15 protein-coding genes are annotated in these 17978 nt (G+C 67.3%); 4 read left to right on the plus strand and 11 right to left on the minus strand.

Going from position 1 to position 17978, the window contains the following annotated elements:
• The 3 genes from ACO41U_RS03455 to def form a co-directional block, all read right to left on the minus strand.
• A partial coding sequence (locus ACO41U_RS03455) for an NUDIX hydrolase (protein WP_485941624.1) occupies positions 1 to 236 on the minus strand: 236 nt, incomplete at its 3' end.
• 86 nt (positions 237 to 322) lie between these two features.
• Positions 323 to 1258: a methionyl-tRNA formyltransferase gene (locus ACO41U_RS03460; RefSeq protein ID WP_485941626.1), complete on the minus strand. Its 936-nt coding sequence runs from the start codon at positions 1256 to 1258 to the stop codon at positions 323 to 325.
• A 1-nt stretch (position 1259) separates the two neighbouring features.
• Positions 1260 to 1808, minus strand: a complete 549-nt coding sequence (gene def / locus ACO41U_RS03465; protein WP_485941628.1) for a peptide deformylase — start codon at positions 1806 to 1808, stop codon at positions 1260 to 1262.
• Between the two features lie 222 nt (positions 1809 to 2030).
• Here def and ACO41U_RS03470 point away from each other — a divergent pair, with 222 nt between their 5' ends.
• The 4 genes from ACO41U_RS03470 (at position 2031) to ACO41U_RS03485 (ending at position 6778) form a co-directional block, all read left to right on the plus strand.
• Entirely contained in the window at positions 2031 to 2510 is a 480-nt protein-coding gene (locus tag ACO41U_RS03470) for a CtsR family transcriptional regulator (protein WP_298778395.1), read from the plus strand.
• Positions 2511 to 2547: 37 nt separating this feature from the next.
• Positions 2548 to 5025 carry an ATP-dependent Clp protease ATP-binding subunit gene (locus ACO41U_RS03475; protein ID WP_485941630.1) on the plus strand — a complete coding sequence of 826 codons (2478 nt, stop codon included), beginning with the start codon at positions 2548 to 2550 and terminating at the stop codon, positions 5023 to 5025.
• A 3-nt stretch (positions 5026 to 5028) separates the two neighbouring features.
• Complete coding sequence (locus tag ACO41U_RS03480) at positions 5029 to 5799, plus strand: uracil-DNA glycosylase family protein (protein WP_485941632.1); 771 nt, start codon at positions 5029 to 5031, stop codon at positions 5797 to 5799.
• Between the two features lie 115 nt (positions 5800 to 5914).
• Positions 5915 to 6778, plus strand: a complete 864-nt coding sequence (locus ACO41U_RS03485) for a radical SAM protein (protein ID WP_485941634.1) — start codon at positions 5915 to 5917, stop codon at positions 6776 to 6778.
• A 183-nt stretch (positions 6779 to 6961) separates the two neighbouring features.
• Here the strand turns inward: ACO41U_RS03485 and ACO41U_RS03490 are convergent, their stop codons facing one another.
• The 8 genes from ACO41U_RS03490 to ACO41U_RS03525 all read right to left on the minus strand — a co-directional run bounded on the left by ACO41U_RS03490 (position 6962) and on the right by ACO41U_RS03525 (position 17861).
• Positions 6962 to 7603, minus strand: a complete 642-nt coding sequence (locus tag ACO41U_RS03490) for a deoxynucleoside kinase (RefSeq protein WP_485941636.1) — start codon at positions 7601 to 7603, stop codon at positions 6962 to 6964.
• A 56-nt stretch (positions 7604 to 7659) separates the two neighbouring features.
• Complete coding sequence (locus ACO41U_RS03495) at positions 7660 to 9465, minus strand: sensor domain-containing diguanylate cyclase (protein WP_485941638.1); 1806 nt, start codon at positions 9463 to 9465, stop codon at positions 7660 to 7662.
• A 91-nt stretch (positions 9466 to 9556) separates the two neighbouring features.
• A complete protein-coding gene (locus tag ACO41U_RS03500) occupies positions 9557 to 11542 on the minus strand; it encodes a transglutaminase TgpA family protein (RefSeq protein WP_485941640.1) in 1986 nt (661 codons plus the stop codon).
• On the minus strand, positions 11539 to 12504 hold the full coding sequence (locus ACO41U_RS03505) for a DUF58 domain-containing protein (protein ID WP_298778375.1): 966 nt from the start codon (positions 12502 to 12504) through the stop codon (positions 11539 to 11541). Before ACO41U_RS03505 ends, ACO41U_RS03500 begins: the two co-directional genes overlap by 4 nt.
• A complete protein-coding gene (locus tag ACO41U_RS03510) occupies positions 12504 to 13439 on the minus strand; it encodes an AAA family ATPase (protein WP_298778373.1) in 936 nt (311 codons plus the stop codon). The genes ACO41U_RS03505 and ACO41U_RS03510 overlap by 1 nt, the downstream gene beginning before the upstream one ends.
• Before the next feature lie 16 nt (positions 13440 to 13455).
• Entirely contained in the window at positions 13456 to 14580 is a 1125-nt protein-coding gene (locus ACO41U_RS03515) for an ABC transporter ATP-binding protein (RefSeq protein ID WP_485941643.1), read from the minus strand.
• Positions 14581 to 14629: 49 nt separating this feature from the next.
• Complete coding sequence (locus tag ACO41U_RS03520) at positions 14630 to 16819, minus strand: ABC transporter permease (protein WP_485941645.1); 2190 nt, start codon at positions 16817 to 16819, stop codon at positions 14630 to 14632.
• Between the two features lie 28 nt (positions 16820 to 16847).
• Entirely contained in the window at positions 16848 to 17861 is a 1014-nt protein-coding gene (locus ACO41U_RS03525) for an ABC transporter substrate-binding protein (protein ID WP_298778364.1), read from the minus strand.
• Positions 17862 to 17978 lie beyond the last annotated feature (117 nt).

Consider the following 17978-nt stretch of genomic DNA (forward strand, 5'->3'; position numbering starts at 1 on the left):
CACACCTCAAGCGTTTCCTCCCCGACGGCATAACGGTACTGGCGCGCCAGCAGCACGCTGTCCCGCCCCGTCAACGCCAGGATACCTACGGCCGACCGATGTTCCACCACCTCGCGCTCCGCCGTACGGCCGCTCGGCATCGTCACCTCATCGACCCTCAGGTTCAGGATCCTGCCCTCGTAAATGCGCCGTCCGGACGCACGCCGCTCCTGGCCTCCCCATGAGCTCTGCGCCATTCCTGCGCCTCCCCTGCTAAAAGTCTGTGTTGTGGCTATTATATCACCATGATAAGCTATAGTTTAGGCCCTCCTTAATTCAAAGCTCACAGGACGTCCCCCGGCACAAGCCTCAGACCGCGAGCCCAGTCCACGGCAGGGACCCTGCGCTTGCCCTCCGCCTGCACCTCCTCCAGGTGCAGCGCGCCAGCGGCGCAGGCCACGACGAGGGCGCCATCCTGGAGGGCCAGCACGGTTCCCGGCTCCCCGTGCCCTCCAGCCGCCGGGGCGGCACGCCAGACCTTGAGACGCTTTTCACGGACCATGACGAAGGCGCCGCCGGAGGCCTCAAGGGCGCGGACCGCCCTGTCCAAGCGCTCTGCGGGCTGCCGCCAGGAGAGCTCAAACTCCGACCTCTCGAGCTTCGCCGCGTAGGAGGCTGCGGCGTCGTCCTGCGGGGTGAAGAGCCCTGCGAAGCCGTCCCCGGCGGACTCCAGCGCGGTCAACCCCGCAGCAGCGATCTCGGCGCCCAGGGCGCTCAACCTGTCGTAGAGCTCCGTCGCCGTCTCCCCCGCCCCGACCTCCACCGCCGCCTGGCGCAGGATGGGCCCCGCGTCCATCTCGGGCGTCAGACGAAAGACGGTCACCCCCGTCCGGACATCGCCGTCCATCAGCGATCGGGGAACGGGCGCCGCCCCACGCCAGCGCGGCAGGAGGGAGGGGTGGACGTTCAGGCACCCCCAGCGCGGCGCGCTCAAGAAGGGCTCGCGGATCAGCTGAGCGAAGTCCACCACCAGGATCGCGTCGGGCGGATTCGCCGCCAGAGCCGTCAGGAGCGGCTCGTTTTCGCCGAGGGGCCCCGTGCGCTCAAGGGGAAGGCCCAGCGCCAGGGCGCGTTCCTCCACCCGCGAGGGGATCTCCGCCATGCCGCGGCCACCCCGGGTGGGGGTCCCGGTGACCACGAGCTCAACGGGGAGGCGCCGGACGAGGGCCTCAAGGCAGCGTGCGGCAAAGGAGCCGCCGCCGATGAACCACAGCCGCACCCTAGCTCTCCTTTTTCTTCATCATCTTGCGGCGAATCGCCCCGCGCTTCAGGGGGGAGAGGTAATCGATGAAGAGCTTTCCGTTCAAGTGGTCCATCTCGTGCAGAAAGGCCCGCGCGAGGAAACCAGACGCCTCGTGGACGTGGACCTCCCCCCGCACGTCCTGTGCCTCGACGCGCACCCACTCCGGGCGCCGCACCATCGCGTAGATGCCGGGGAAGCTGAGGCACCCCTCCTCCCCCTCCTGCTCGCCCCTCTGCTCCAGAACGCGGGGGTTGATGAGGTCGTAGACCTCATCCTTATAATCGACAACCGCGATCTGCCGAAGCACTCCCACCTGCGGCGCAGCCAGCCCCACGCCGTCGCTGACGCGCATCACCGCGCGCATCTTGTCGACGAAATCAGCCAGCTCGTCGTCAAAGACCGTAACCGGTTCTGCGACCTTCTTCAACACCGGGTCGGGATACCGGCGAACCTCCAATTCAACGCCGAGGAGCTCTCCCCTCGACGGTTTCGTCTTTTCCTGAACGATACTCATGTACCCAATCATAACCCTTCCGCCCCCATGTGGGGCTGTTTCTCAATTATAGTATAAGAATTTGGGAGGACGCGAAATACACAATACAATTTGTCCGCTGCATCCGGCCTGACCTCTCGTCTATCGGCATTTTTCATTATTGATTATCCCTGACCATAAGGATAAAATGAGGCCTTGGCGGATCGCTGACTTTGATTTCCGGATCCGGCCAACCATGGAACGGAGGTAAGGGGTATGCCCAACTTGACCCTGGCCATTGAGAAATACATTCAGGAGCTCCTCGAAACGGAAACGGAACCCTCCGTATCCCTCAGGCGCAAGGAGCTGGCGGAGTTCTTCGGCTGCGTGCCGAGCCAGATCAACTACGTCCTGCGCAGCCGCTTCACGCCGGAGCGTGGTTTTCTGGTGGAGAGCCAGCGGGGCGGCCACGGGTACATCCGCATCCTGCGCATCTCCTGCGAGGAGCCGGAGGAGCGCCTGAAGCACGTCGAGGACATCGTGGGGGACTCCATCTCGGAGCAGGACTGCCGCCGCCTCCTCCAATCCCTGCAGGAGCGCGGCCTCATCACCGTGCGCGAGCGCCTTCTGATCGAGGTGGCGCTGAGGCACGCCGACGAGATGGGGCGCAGCGATTTCGACCTGTCCCAGCACAAGCGGAGCGTCATTCAGGCGGAGATGCTGAAGAGGATGCTGCGGGGCCTGATGCTGGCCTGAACGCACGCCGTTTTTACTCTATCAAGGAGAACATACCATGTGGCAATTTTTTACGGAACGAGGCAAGAGGGTCATCCAGCTGGCCCACCATGAAGCGCTTCAGATGGGGCATCCCATGGTGGAGCCGGAGCACCTCCTGGTGGGGCTGGCGCAGGAGGGCGGCGGCATCGCCTGTCGCGCCCTGGTCGAGTTGGACGTGTCGCCTGAGAGGCTGTGCGCCCACATCCGGGAGATCATGGGGCGATCCCAGCCCGCGTCCAGGCCCATCGACCTGCCGCTCAGCCCGCGCATGAAGAAGGCGCTTGAGCTGTCCATGGTCGAGGCCCGCAAGATGGGCGTCAACTACGTCGATACGGAACACATCCTGTTGGGCGTCCTGGCGGACGAGAGCAGCATGGTGGTCCAGCACTTCCTGACGATGGGGATCACCCGGGAGGTCGTCCTGAAGCAGGTGACCGCCATCATCGAGGCCAACGCAGTGAACGCCGGTGGGGGCCAGGGACAGAACGTGGAGCTCCTGACAGACCGGCTGAAGCGGCAGGGCAGGAGCCGAACGCCGACGCTGGACCAACTGGGAGTGGACCTGACTCAGAAAGCCCGCGACGGCGAGCTCGACCCCGTCATCGGGCGCGAGCGGGAGATCCGTCGCGTCATCCAGGCGCTGTGCCGACGAACGAAGAGCAACCCCGTCCTGATCGGCGACCCCGGCGTCGGCAAGACGGCCATCGTCGAGGGGCTGGCCCAAAAGATCGCGTCGGGCGCTGCGCCGGACCCCCTGAGGGAGAAGCGCATCATCCAGCTCAACACGGCGAACCTCGTGGCGGGCACCAAGTACCGGGGGGAGTTCGAGGAGCGGCTGCGCCGCATCGTGAAGGAGCTCTCCGACTCCGGCGAGGTCATCCTCTTCGTGGACGAGGTGCACACCATCGTCGGCGCAGGCAGCGCCGAAGGGGCAATGGACGCGGCCAACATCCTGAAGCCCAGCCTGTCGCGCGGGAAGTTCCAGATGATCGGCGCGACGACCCAGGCGGAGTACCACAAGTACGTGGAGCGCGACAGCGCCTTGGAGCGCCGCTTCCAGCCCATCCTGATCGAGGAGCCCGGCATCGAGGACTCCGTCAGCATCCTGCGCGGACTTCGGGATCGCTACGAGGAACACCACCAGGTGACCTTCACGAACGACGCCCTCCAGGCCGCAGCGAACCTCTCCTCGCGCTACGTGCAGGATCGCTTCCTGCCCGACAAGGGCATCGACCTCATCGACGAGGCCGGAGCGCGGACCCGGCTTCGGTCGCTGGACCCGCCGGAGTCCGTTCGGGAGCTGGAGCGCCGCCTCGCGGACACTCAACGTCAGAAGGAGGAGGCCGTGCTGAACCAGCAGTTCGAGCGCGCGGCGCAGCTGCGCGACGAGGAGCACGCCCTGGCGGATCAGCTTGAGGCCGCGACGGAGGAGTGGCGCAGCGGCCGGAGCGAGGAGCGCGTCGAGGTCACCGGCGAGGACATCGCCGAGGTGGTGGCGGAGATGACGGGCATCCCGGTGAAACAGCTCACGGAGACAGAAACGGAGCGGCTTCTGCGCATGGAGGAGGAGATATCCTCCCGCCTGATCGGGCAGGACGAGGCGGTCAGCGCCGTGGCGCGGGCCATCCGCCGCGCACGCACGGGCCTGCACGACCCGCGGCGGCCCATCGGCAGCTTCCTGTTCATGGGCCCCACCGGCGTGGGCAAGACGGAGCTGGCCCGCTGCCTGGCCCGCTTTCTCTTTGGACGCGAGGACGCCATGATCCGCATCGACATGAGCGAGTTCATGGAGAAGCACGAGGTCTCGAAGCTCCTGGGCGCCCCCCCCGGCTACGTGGGACACGAAAGCGGGGGGAAGCTGACGGAGGCCGTCCGGCGGCGGCCCTACTCCGTCATCCTGTTCGACGAGATCGAGAAGGCACACGCGGAGGTCTACAACGTCCTGCTGCAGATCTTGGACGATGGGCACCTGACCGACGGGCAGGGGCGTAAGGTCGACTTCCGCAACACGGTCATCATCATGACGAGCAACGTCGGCGCGAAGGAGGCCCAACAGGGCAGCGCGCTGGGCTTCGGCTCCGCGGAGGCGTCGGAGCAGCGAAGCTGGGAGCGCCAGAAGGCCGTCATCATGGAGGAGGCTCAGCGCACCTTCCGGCCGGAGTTCCTGAACCGCATCGACGAGATGGCCGTCTTCCGTCCCCTGTCGCGGGACAACCTGCTGCGCATCGTCGACGCGATGCTGGCGGAGCTGGACGATCGGCTGAAGGGACAGGGGCTCTCCCTGGACGTCAGCGTGGGCGCGAAGGAGAAGATACTGGAGAAGGGCTTCAAGCCGAAGTACGGCGCCCGGCCCCTGCGCCGGGCCATCCAGTCCCTGCTGGAGGACCGCCTGGCCGACTCCCTGCTGACGCGGAAGTTCGCGAACGGCACGCGCATCGACGTCGACGTCGAGGACGGGGAGCTCCACCTGGCCCCTCACGGCGCAGAGGACTGACCGGTGCCGGCAACTCAGGACGGGGCCTCCGTCGAGGCGCAGCTCGCCGCCGCACGGAAGCTGAGGGCGGAGGTGGACGCCATGCGCTTCGTCCCGCCTGCGGCGGCCGTCTACAACCCTCTGGACTACGCATGGGACGCCTTCGCGGTCTACGTGAGGCGCTTTGGTCAGGGACGGAAGCGTGTGGTGTTCCTGGGGATGAATCCCGGCCCCTGGGGCATGGCTCAGACGGGGGTGCCCTTCGGCGAGGCCGCCGTCGTCCGAGACTGGCTGAAGCTCGACGTCCCTCTGAACGGCAGGCCGGCCCATCCGCACCCCGCCTACCCCGTTGAGGGCACCGCCTGCAGGCGTTCCGAGGTCAGCGGCCGCCGTCTTTGGGGGCTCTTCTCCGGACGCTTCGGGACCCCGGAGGGCTTCTTCGAGGAGCACTTCGTCGTCAACTTCTGCCCGCTACTCTTCATCGCCCCCTCCCCGCGCAAAAACGGGACGGAGGGAGGACGCAACCTCACGCCGGACCACCTGCCCCCGGAGCTCCGGACGCCCCTCTACGCAGCGTGCGGTGAGCACCTGCGCGCCGCGGTTCGCGCCCTCTCCCCCAAGTGGGTCGTCGGCGTGGGGGCCTTCGCCGAGGCCCGCGCGCGGGAGGCGCTCGGCGATACAGACGTCCGGATCCTGCGCATCCTCCACCCCAGCCCGGCCTCCCCCGCCAGCAACCGGGACTGGGCAGGGACGGTCACCCGCCAGCTCTCGGAGGCGGGGGTCTGGCAAATCTAAGCGAGGCGTTCGGCGCCGAAGTCCTGTTTTTGACAGACAGAAAGAGAAGGGAGGGAGAGGCAGCGCGTCCCCGGCCTCAACTGGAGGAGGCGGATCGCCTGCGGCGCGGATGGGCATGGCGGCGCGTTGGTGGAATCGCGAGGAGGACGGGCGCGTTTCCTGTGGCCTGTGTTTTCGCGGGTGTCGCATCGCGGACGGGGCCGCGGGGGCGTGTGGCGTCCGCCTCAACCACGGGGGAACGCTCCTCTCGCCCTGGCTCGGTCGGTTCTGCGCACGGGCCGTGGACCCCGTCGAAAAGAAGCCCCTCGCCCACTGGCGGCCCGGCAGCCTCATCTACTCGCTGGGGAGCCTGGGCTGCACGATGGACTGTCCCTTCTGCCAGAACTGGCGCATAGCCCGACCGGCGAAAAGCGTCTACGACGCCAGTGCCTCCGTCCCGTTCCTGCCGCCGGAGGCGCTGGCGAGGGAGGTCCGGGGGCTGGGTCTGGACGCTCTGGCTCTCACTTACAACGAGCCAACCCTTCAGGCGGAGTACCTCCTGGAGGCCGCCCCCCTGCTGAGGAAGGCGGGGGTCGCGGCGGTCCTCGTCACGAACGGGGCGATGTCGGAGGAGGCGGCGCGGGACCTCCTGCCCTGGGTCAGCGCGGCGAACGTGGACCTGAAGGCGTTCACGCCGGGGGGGTATCGACGGCTCGGCGGGGACCTGGAGGCCGTGAAGCGGACCATCGCCCTGTGGGTGCGGGGCGGCGTCCACGTGGAGTTGACGCACCTCGCCGTTCCCGGATTGGACGACGGTATGGCGGCCTTCTCGGAGATGGTGGGCTGGATCGCCTCCCTGTCGCGAGACATCCCCCTGCACATCACGCGCTGTTTCCCCGCGCGGCACCACGACGCACCCCCCACGTCCCGCGCCCTCCTGCGCCGCATGGAGGAGGCAGCCCGCGCAGAGCTCGCGCACGTACACCTCGGAAACGTGTGAGCCTCTCTGAAACCACAGGGTTGGATTGCTACAGCCTGAGCGACCTTCCTCTGTTCGCCTCCCGGACGATCCTCAGGCACAACCCCTCGTCGGCGATCCGGGCCTTCTTGCCGTGGCGCGCCAACTCCGCCGCCGCGAAGAGGTCTACGGATCCTGCGCCGACGATCGCGGCGTCACAGGTCCTTACTGCAACCCCGCAAAGCGCTCCGGGAAGAAGGCCCTCACGTCATCCAGGAACCTCTCCACGCGTTCCGGCGTCTTGATGAAGGCCGGGTCCGCCAGGTCCAGCTCCAGGACGTTCGGGATCTGCATCTCCTTGCGCACGAATTCGAGGAACGGCTGATAGGCGTCGAAGAGCAGGCGCCAGTACTCCACCCCGGCATCGATCTCGTCCTGACGGCCCCGCGCCCGGATGCGGCGCAGTATCTCCTCAAAGGGACAGCGCACCAGGATCAGGAGCCGCGGGGACGCCGTGTTCCTCAACAGGGAGTCATAGAGCGTCAGGTAGCAGCCGAACTGGCTGTCCGTGAAGTAGTGCTGCTTGTAGTAGAGCGTGGCGTAGACCTTGTCGCCAAAGATGCTGCGGTCCATGATGTAATCGTTTTCCTCCGACGCGCAGAGGTACTGTGCAAAGCGCGTCACCAGGAAGTTCAGCTGCATGGGGAACGCCCACCGCCGGTCGTGGTGGAAGCGGCTCAGGAGGTCATGCTGGTCGCGAAACTCCTCCGGCATCACCTTGAACCCCAGGCGCTCCGCCAGCAGGTCCACCACCGTGGACTTTCCGCTCGCCGTCATGCCCTCAACGATGATCTGAATCTGTCCCAAATCCACACACCATCCTCAATACTAAGATCGCCTGCGTCCGGGGCGGCCCCGGCCGTCTAGCGGCCCTCGCCGTCCTCCGCCGTCACGGCGCGGTTCCCTCCGCTCCGCTTGGCCCGGACCATCGCGTCGTAGGCAGCGCCCACCAGGCTGGAGAGGTCCATCTCCGCGCGAAACTGCGCAATGCCGACGCTGAGCGTCAGGGCGCCCTCCGCACCGAAGGACCCGCTGTGAGCCAGGTCCCGCATCGAATCCGCCAGGAGCCGCGCAGCCTCGGAGGAGCGGGGCGTCAGCACCATGAACTCGTCCCCGCCCCACCGCCCGATGACGTCCTCCACAGCGAGGAGCCCCTGACAGAGCGCGATCAGCGTCTTCAGGACGAGCTCCGCCGCCGCGTACCCTTTGCTCTCGTTCAGGCGCCGGAAGCCGTCGATGTCCATGATCATCAGGCTGAGGGGCGTCTTGTCCCGGACGGCGCGCTCCATCTCACGGGACAGGACGCGCTCCATGCCCTGGCGGTTCAGGACGCCAGTGGAGCGGTCCGTCACGGCGGCGCGCTGTAGCTGTTCCTGCGTCCGGCGCAGGAGCGTCACGTCCTCACACGTCAGGAGCGCAGCGCGAAACCCGGCCCACTCCAGGGGCCGAACGCCGACCTCAAACCACGTCAGGTCCCCGTCCCGGGACGAGAGGCGGCAGGAGAGGCGCCCCTCGCGGGCCTGCAGCACGTCGGGAAACTTCTCGTGGAAGTCCGCGTTCGCGGGACCGTCCCTGGGGATCAGGTCGAGGAGGCGAGAACCGACCACCTTTTCCCTGGCGTCCAGCGCGAGGATGAAGGGCGCGTTGGCCGCAAGGCATACCCCGCGCTCGTTCACCACGGCCGTCGGGACGGCGAAGGCGTTCAGGATGCCCGCTCGCTCGGACGGCTCCACCGGAGGCTCGACGCCAGGGGCCGGCGGCTCCGGGGCGTCCGGTGGCGGCGCGGGCTGCCGGATCTGCGGCACCTGCACGGGGAGGACGCGCACTGCCACCCCCTCCAGGCCGCCGTTCAGCTCAAGGGGCGCCGCTGTGAAGCTCCAGAGCCGGTCCCCTTCGCTGTGGCGTTCTTCGATCTCCACGCCGCTGGTCTGCCCCAGCGCAGCCGCCATCAAGATGTCGTGAAGGGACTTGTCCGTCTTCGATTGAAGCGGGGGGTAGCGCTTCCCTACCTCGCAGCGATGGCCCAGGACCCGCAGGGCGAGGGCGCTGTACCCCTGGGAGGCGTAGAGCAGCGTACCCTCCCGATCTACGACGCAGCAGAGCAATCCCGGACAACAGTCCAGAACGCGGCTCCACACGCCGTGCTTCCATCCGGGCTCCGCTTGCTCCCGGAGGTTCACCCACTCCGTCACGTCCACCCCGACGACCTGCAGGGCGGGTTCGCCTCGAACGTCCATCGCGGAAAATTCCGCGTCCATCCAGATATTGACCCCGTCTGGGCGCGCCAGGGGCACCACCGCCGCCACGGGCCCTTCCATGGCGTCGTGCAACAGGCCGCGCATCGCCTCGATCTGTCCAAAGGGGCAGCGCGACAGGAGGGTTTCCGGCGCACCCCCTTCGGGGTCTTGTCCCAGGAATAGCTGCATCCCGCGGTTCATGAACAGAAACGTGCCCCGGACGTCCACGAAGGCGTACAAAAAGGCCCCGCTGTCCGCCAGTCCCCGGTAGAGGCGATCCAGGTCCTCAAACGCTGCAGCCTCCAGCTCGTACTGCTCCCGCATCCGCTCCAGCTCCTGAACGCGGCGATGGAGGCCGCGGTCGTCGCCCGACGCCGGGGTCGCCGAGCCCTTGGCTGCCCTGGAACGAAAATCGATCCCCCTGTCTGCCATGAGAGCACCCTTCCTTCCCGTCGGGACCGCCCCGTGCATGAGGTCCCGCTCACACTATCTTAAAAATGCCTGGGCTTGCGCTCTCCGACCGCTAACCCCTTGTCGAGGACAGGGCCGACAGCGCCCGCAGCAGGGCCTCGCGGCACGGCCCGTCCAGTTCGCGTCCACCGTAGAACACGGCGGAGAGGCCTGAGGCGAAGTCGAGAGCGTCCGCCCTCAGCGGCTCCGGCAGGGTCCAGGCGAACTCCAGGAGCCCCACGCAGGGGGAGCGCACGAAGCCGCGCCGGGCCATGAGGCGATCAAACCGACGGAGCAGGGCGGCCCGCTCGTCGCGGTGCGCATAGCGCCATACCCCCCAGCCGCTGGCCAACGCCAAGATCACCGCCCCTACCGCAAAGGCTGCGCGGGAAGCCCCGCGCCCCGTGCCATCCATGAAGCTTCCCACGGAGGGGAGGGCAGCACGGGGGTTCCTCAGGAGGGACCGCAGCGCTCCGGCCCACTGTGCCTGCTGGCTGCCGCCGTAGGCCACGAAATAACGGTTCCACTGATAGTCCAGGTAGTCCCAGAACTCGCCCCAACCACTGCCCGAGGCGAGGACCTCCGCTTCCACCTCGTCCTCCAACGCCGTCGGCGTCGGGTCCAGCCGAATCCAGGCACGGCTCGCCCGGTCCCAGGCCTCCACCCAGACGTGGGCGTTCAGGTCCCTAACCGAGTAGAAGCCTCCGGTGCGGTTGTAGTCTCCGCCCCGGTAGCCCCCCACCAGCCGGGCGGGGACGCCCAGCATCCGCAGCATCACCCCGGCGGCCGATGCGAAGTACTCGCAGTTGCCGCGCTTCAGGCGGAGCAGGAAGTCCTCCAGTGCGTTCCGTCCCTGCGCCAGGTTCCTCAGCGTCCACCGGTACTCTCCGCCCGACAGCCGCGCGACGACGGCCTCCATCTTCTCCCGATCACCCTTCGCTCCCCCCGCGATCTCCTCCGCAAGGCGGCGAACGGCTGGGGAATACCCCTCCGGCAGCTGAAGGCAGAGGGCCTCGTCCCGCGGCGTCAAGCTGCCGCCGCCCGTCGGATCGAGGACGGACTCCGCCTCGTAGCGCGCTCCATTGAAGGAGCGGTGTGCGTAGGTCCCGTTGCCCAGGTCTAGGGCATCGGTCCCCCAAAGGGTCACTGGGCGGTCCAGGGTGAACAGCCAGCGGTGTCCGCTGGGTTCCATCTGGATCGAGTAGCGCAGGTTCTCCGCGCCGGAGGTTGGGGCGTCCCAACCTCCGCGGCGCCCTGCCAGGTTGACTGTCCAGGTGTCTCCGGTGAACAGGGACAGCACCACGCCGCGCCAATAGGGCGTTCGCGGCGCAATGTCCCGCATCTCCGCCCGAAAGGCCAGGCGTCCGCTCTCCTGAATCTGCCCCACGTCCCCCAGGCTGAGTTGATCCGAGAAACCCGTCGTCGCGCCGAAACCACCCTGTGAAACGCGAAAGGGGCTTCGGAAGCGCGGCGCCGCGAAGAAGAGCAGGAGACACAGGGGCAGCATCACGAGGAACATGCCCAGGGCGCGGGCAAGGAGGCCCCTCACGTCGCTCCAGCTGAGGCGCGCATCCGGCTCCCGGCGCATCCAGGCGGACATCATCAGGATCATGGAGCCCACGATCCCCACGCCGACGCAGACCGTCATGAAGACGCGCTCGACGGACAGGACGGCGTAGATTACGGCGGCGGCCAGCAGGATGATGACCACCTGGGCGTATTCGCGCGGACCGCGCCTCTCGTACACGCGGAGCAGAAACAGGAGGAGGATCGCCTCAAGCAACGGCTCCGCCGCATAGCGGAGCGATATCTGCCCCAGGATGGGGATCAGCAGCAGGAGCACCGCCGCAAAGGTGACGAAGCCCGGCGGCCGGGGCAGGTCCAGAAAGGAGGCGGCTCCCACCACCGCCAGGCCCAGCAGGAAGGCCCAGCCTGCAGCGGCGCTGATGCCGTCCTGCGCCATCGCAAAGCACATCAGCCCGCAGACCGGAAGCAGGAGGTCCAGGTAGAAGCGGATGGGGCGCGTCCGGGGTGCGACAACCGAAGTAGGGCTCGTCATCGCGCTGCCCCCTCGTAGAGGGCCAGCCGCCGCAGGAGGGCAAGGCGGTTCTGTCGGCCCGGGGCCGGCGGAAAAAGCGTTCCCCGATCCATCATGCCGATGGGCGCGCTCTCGCGCTCCGCCTGCAGGATTCGCCCCGCCGCCGCGGACAGGCCGCGCTCCAGCCCGTCGCGCACCAGCCCGTCCAAGTCGATCAGCAGCCCCACGGGCGCCTCGCCCTCAAGGAGGCGGGTGCTCAGCTTCCCCGTGCGGGCCGTGATCTTCCAGTGCACGCGGCTTACGGGGTCTCCCGTCTGATACGGCCTGACCCCAGCCGCGTCGGAGGCGTCGTCGCTCCGGGAGGAACCGACGGACGCCGCCCCCTCCTCCTCCGCCTCGCCGACCGCAACCACCGACGCGTCGGGAGCCGGCGTGGGAAAGGTCAGCGCCGTCGTCCAGTTCCGGTCCCAGGCAAAGCGGGTGAAGAAGTCGAAGGGGAACACGGAGGAAACCTCAAGGGCCACGCGGACCGTCCCGCGTCGCGGCAGGGTCAGTACGACGCCGCGGCTCGCCGCCCCGTGCGGAGGGACGACGCCGAAGAAGGCGCGGGGGGCAACCCCCTCCCCTTCCTCCAGGCGCACCGTCACCTCGATCATGTGGAGCGGAGCGGAGCGCGGGTTCTCGACGCGGATGGAGGCCTCGAAGGGGATGCCCGCGTAGATCTCGTCCGGCAGCTCCAGTGCAGCCCGCGCCCCCATGATGTTGCGCCGCCCCGCGACGCCTGAGGCCAGCATGTATCCCAGAAGGAGGGCCGTCAGCAGGTACAGCAGGTTGTTTCCGCTGTTGACGGCCACCACACCCAGCATGATCGTCAGGAGCGTGTAGACCGTCCCCGCGGTGCGGAGCCGGATGATCGGAGAGCCGGTCCAGGGCCTATCCTTCCTCGAACGGCGGCGTCCCCTGAAGGCGGAGAGGACGGGCATCAGGGAATGGGCGTTTCGCTCAGGATCTGGCTCAGGACGCCCGCGCCCGACGCCCCCTTCCGGGCCTGAAGACGATGGGCCCAGGTTTCAAGGGCCAGGAAGCGAACGTCCTCCGGGACGACGTAGTCCCGCCCCCCCAGCCAGGCCAGCGTGCGGGCCACCCGCAGGATCATCATCCCGCCCCGCGGGGATATCCCGCCCTCCAGAAGGGGGTGCGTCCTCGTCCGTTGCTCCAGGTCCAGGACGTAGTCCAGGAGCCTGTCGCCCACGCGGATGCCGCGCTCGATCTGTCCCTGAAGCGCCACGATCTCGTCCGGCGTGAACAGGGGCTGGAAGGACGCGAAGTCATTCTTCTGAGGGCCGAGGCGCAGGATTCGGCGCTCGTCCTCCCGGGAGGGGTAGCCGATGGACGTCTTGATCATGAAGCGGTCCATCTGGGACTCCGGCAGGGGGAAGGTCCCCGCGTTCTCGACGGGGTTCTGTGTCGCGATGACGAAGAAGGGATTGGGCAGGGCGTAGCTTCGCCCGTCCACGGTCACCTGCTCCTCCCCCATGGCCTCCAGGAGGGCACTCTGGGTCTTGGGCGTCGCGCGGTTGATCTCGTCCACCAGCAGCAGGTGGTGAAATACCGGCCCCGCGTAGAACTGGAACTGACCGCTGTCCGCCCGGTAGACGTTCACGCCCGTGACGTCCGTGGGCAGGAGGTCGTTCGTGCACTGCACGCGGCCGAAGCTCAGGCCCAGGAGGCGCGAAGCCGCCAGGGCCAGCGTCGTCTTGCCGAGGCCGGGCATGTCCTCCAGCAGGAGGTGGCCACCCGCGAACACGCACACCAAAAGCCGAAGCAGCACGGCGTCCTTGCCGTGCAGGACGGGCGCAAGGCGGTCCAGGGCCTCCCGCGCCCTGGGATTTTTGACCTCGATGGAATACTCGCTCAACGTAAGACCTCCTGAGCTACGCCGGCTCGTCGACGGGAAGCACCTTCGTCAGCAGCGGGTCGAGCGACAGGGAAACGCGCTCCCCCTCGGCCCACACCCTCTTGGCGTCCGGGGCGTCGATCTGGACCAGCACGTCGCCCAGGTCGGTCCTCACCCAGGACTCCATGCTGTTGCCCAGGTAGACGTTGGCCGTCACGACGCCGTCCTCCACGCCCATTCCCGGCTCGCCCAGCGACAGCGACTCCGGCCGGGCCATCAAGACCGCCCCATCTCCGACTCTCAGCGAAGGGTCCCATCGCGGGGCCTCAAAAGCGTGCCCCTTCACCTCGACGGCGCACACGGCTCCCGAAACGCCCAGCACCGTGCAGGGGAAGAAGGCCGCCCTGCCCACGAAGCCCGCCACGAAGGAGTTCGCCGGATCGCGGTAGATCTCGCTCGGCGTGCCCACCTGCACGATGCGACCGCCCCTCATCACGATGATACGGTCCGATAGGCTCATGGCCTCGACGCGGTCGTGCGTCACGTACATGGCCGTGATGCCGAGGGACTTCTGCAGCCGGCGTATCTCGACGCGCATCTGCTCGCGCAGGATGGCGTCCAGGTTCGAGAGCGGCTCGTCCAGCAGGAGCACTGACGGCTCCACGATGAGGGCCCGCGCCAGGGCCACGCGCTGCTGCTGTCCGCCGGACAGGCGGGAGGGGGACCGCTTCGCCAGCGCGCCGAGGCCCACCATGTCGAGAAAGTGCGCCACCTTCTTCGCCATCTCCGCGCGGGGGACCCTGCGGAGCTTCAGGCCATAGGCCACGTTGTCGAAGACGCTCATGTGGGGGAACAGGCCGTAGCTCTGGAACACCATCGCCGTGTCCCGTCCGTTGGCGGGCACGTCCGTGACGTCCATCTCTCCGATCAGGATGCGCCCTGACGTGGGCTGCTCGAACCCGGAGAGAATCCGCAGCACCGTGGTCTTGCCGCACCCCGACGGCCCCAGGAGCGTGACGAGCTCCCCCGGCTCCAGGCGAAAGGACACGCTCTCCACGGCTCGGACGTCCTGCCCGGACTGCGGGTCGCGAAAGACCTTCGTGATCCCGTTGAGGGTAACGGATCGGGGGGGCTTCCTCCCCGCGTTGACTGTATCTGACATCAATTATTCCTCCAGCTTGGGTTCCCCCGCCCCCGATGGGGCCGGGGGATCAGACGACGTTCTTCAGCAGGTTCTCGTTGCGCCGCACCAGGATGCGCATGATCCCGAAGGCTCCGAAGACGATGACGATGAGCACGGTGGACAGCACGCTGGCCAGGCCGAAGCGCAGGTTCTCCGAGAAGTTGTAGATCAGGATCGTCATGTGATACCAGCGCGCGGAGATGAGGAAGATGACCGCGCTCACGGCCGTCATGGAGCGCACGAACGTGTAGGAGAGGCTCGACAGGAACGCGGGGCGCACCAGCGGCAGGACGATGGTGCGAAAGACCGTGGCGGAGTCCGCCCCCAGGTCCATGGCCGCCTCCTCGATGGAGGGGTCGATCTGCCGCAGCGAGGCGACCCCGCCCTCGATGCCCACGGGCAGCTCTCGCACCACGTAGTTGATGACGATGATGGCCGCCGTCCCCACCAGGATGAGGGGCGCCCGGTTGAACGCCAGGATGTAGCTGATGCCCACCAGCGTGCCCGGCAGGGCGAAGGGCGTCATGAGCAGGGCCTCAAGCAGCCGCTTGCCGCGGAAGCGCCGCCGCACGATGAGCAGCGCCGCGATCATGGCGATGACGCCCGCAACGGGCGTGGCGACGGCCGAGAGGGTCACGGTGTCGAACAGGGCGTCCCGGGACCGGGTCAGGGCCTCGCGGATGTTCTCAAGGCTGAAGGTGTAGTCGATGCCCCAGTTCTTCACGAAGCAGCCTGCGACGATCGTCCCGTAGAGCAGGATCAAAAAGAGGATGATCAGATAGATGACGCAAGCCAGGACGCGGCGCAGGCCGGGCGTCGTCAGCTCCGCGATGCGGCCCGATGGCTTCCCCGTGACGGTGACGTAAGACCGCTTCGCCACCCAGAAGCGCTGCGCCAAAAAGGCCGCAAGCGTCGGCAGGAGCAGAAGGAGCGACAGCGCCGCCCCGTGTCCCAGGCGGTTCATCCCCGTCACCTCGATGTAGGACTCGACGGAGAGGACCTTGAGGTCCCCCGCCAGGAGCAGCGGGTTGGCGAAGTCCGCCAGCGAGGTGGTGAAGACCAGAAGCCACGCGCTGAGCAGTCCCGGCGCGGCCAGGGGCAGCGTGATGGACGCAAAGGTCCTGAGCCGGCTGGCCGAGAGGTTCAGCGCTGCCTCCTCAAACGTGGAGTCGATGGCCTCCAGCACCCCGGAGAGCGTCAGGAACGCGATGGGGAACATGCACATCATCTGGACCATCGTCAGGCCCGGAAGGCCGTAGATGGAGAAGCCCGTGAGCCCCAGCCAGCGCGTGATCAGCCCGTTGTTCCCAAAGAGTAGGATGACGGAGAGCGTGAGGGAGAAGGGAGGCGAGATCACAGGAAGGACGCCCATCATGGCGATGAACCTCTTGAACCGGACGTTGGTGCGCGTACACGCGAACGCGAAGAGGAAGCCGATGAGGGTGGAGAGCGTCGCCGTGCAGCAGCCCAGCTTCAGGCTGCCCTTCAGGGCGTCGATGTAGCTGCTGTTCGTCAGGATCGTTCGCCAGATGCCGAGGGAGAAGCGCCCCTCCTCCAGAAAGGAGAGACGCACCGCCTCGAAGAGGGGGTAGGCCACGAAGACCAGGGCCATCAGGAAGAGGCCGGCCAGGGCAAAGCCGACGACGGGGTCCCGGCTCATCATCACCTGCCAGACCACGACGGTGAAGAGCAGCAGGACCGCCGCGAAGAGCATCCGGAGCATCCGGATAAAGCCCCGCTCCCCCTCTCGGCTGAAGGCGAAGATCAGCGCCCCCTGAACGTCGCCGGTGCGGGCGTCCACCGCCGGTGCAAAGAAGAGCGTCTGCTCCGTCCCGGCAAGGTCCCAGCCGCGTTCGCTGCAGTAGATCTCCTCATAGGCGGCGTTGTCAAAGCCCTTCGCGAACTGGGGGGAGGCGGCGGAGGCCCGGCACAGCTCCGCCAGGTCCGGGTCCCCCCGCACGACGGGAGAGGCGCCGGGAGCCGGCAACCCCTCCGTCAGGGCAACGCGATAGCTCTGCGAGTTTCCGGCCAGGCGAGCCAGCCATCCCTCGGCATCCTCTCCCCCGGGATACCCTAAGGAAACGGTCTGCACCGTGCGGCGCTGGCCGTCGTGGGACACCTCCAGGAACCCCGCGAGGACGCTCCCGTACACCCACCAGCCCACCAGCGCGATGAAGGCCATCATCAGGGCGAAGTGGATCGCCCTCCTCTGCCGCATCTCCCAGGCCCCTGCGCCCTGCGGGCCCCTACTTCTTCTCCGGGGCCATCGATATCTCCCGGTTCCAGCGCTCGATCAAACGCTCCTTGTTGGCGGCATCCCACTGGTCGTCCTTCAGCATCTTCATCTTCGCGAGCGAGAAGCCCGTCTCGGAGGGGGTGGCCAGGCTGGAGAGGGGGATGACGTACCAGCTGGCGATGATGTCCATGGCCTTCTGACCGAGTATCCAGTCGTAGAGCTTCTTGGCGTTCAAGGCGTCCGGACCGTCCTTCAGGATGGACATGGAGGCCGTTTCCGCACCCGTGCCGTCCGACGGGATCACGATCTCGATGGGGGCACCCTCCTTCTGCAGCTTCACCTGGTCGTGGAGGTAGCCGATGGCGATGGGGATCTCGCCGATGGCGCAGCTCTTGCCGGGAGCGGAGCCGGAGCGGGTAAACTGCTCGACGGACGCGGAGAGCTTCTTGAAGTAGTCGAACGCCTTGTCCTCGTCGCCGTCGTAGATGCGGATGAGCGTGGTCAGCATGTTGTAGGCCGTGCCCGAGGTGGCGGGGTGCGCCATGCGGACGCTCTTGGCGTACTCCGGCTTCAGGAGGTCCATCCAGGTCTTCGGCATGTCGAGCTTCAGCTCCTTCGCCCGCTCCGTGTTCATGCAGAAGGCGATGGGGCCCACGTAGAGGCCCGTCCAGTAGTTCTCCGGGTCGCGGTAGTCCGCCGGGATGCTGTCCGCCACGCGGGAGCGGTAGGGCGCCGTCAGGCCGCGAAGCTTCGCCTCGATGTGCTGAGTGCCCACGCCACCGACCCAGATGGAGGCCTGGGGATTGGCCTTCTCCGCCTCGATGCGGGCCACCGCCTCGCCACCCGACAGACGCACCCACTGCACCTTGATGCCACTCTCCGCCTCAAAGGCGTCGAACAGCGCCTTGGCCAGCGGCTCCTCCATCGTCGTGTAGGCGTTGACGACCTCGGCCGCCCACGCCCCGCCCGCCGCAACAGCCAGCATCGCACACGCAAGGACGAACGCGCACTTTCCAAACCTCATGAGAGAACCCTCCTTGACAAAAACTCTGTGTGTCAACCGTTTTTCCATGACGAACAGAACCCCAAACAAGCGCCGCATTCAAATTATCTCATAACATGATAAAATGTCCAGAATTCT

This window comes from Fretibacterium sp., assembly GCF_057312375.1.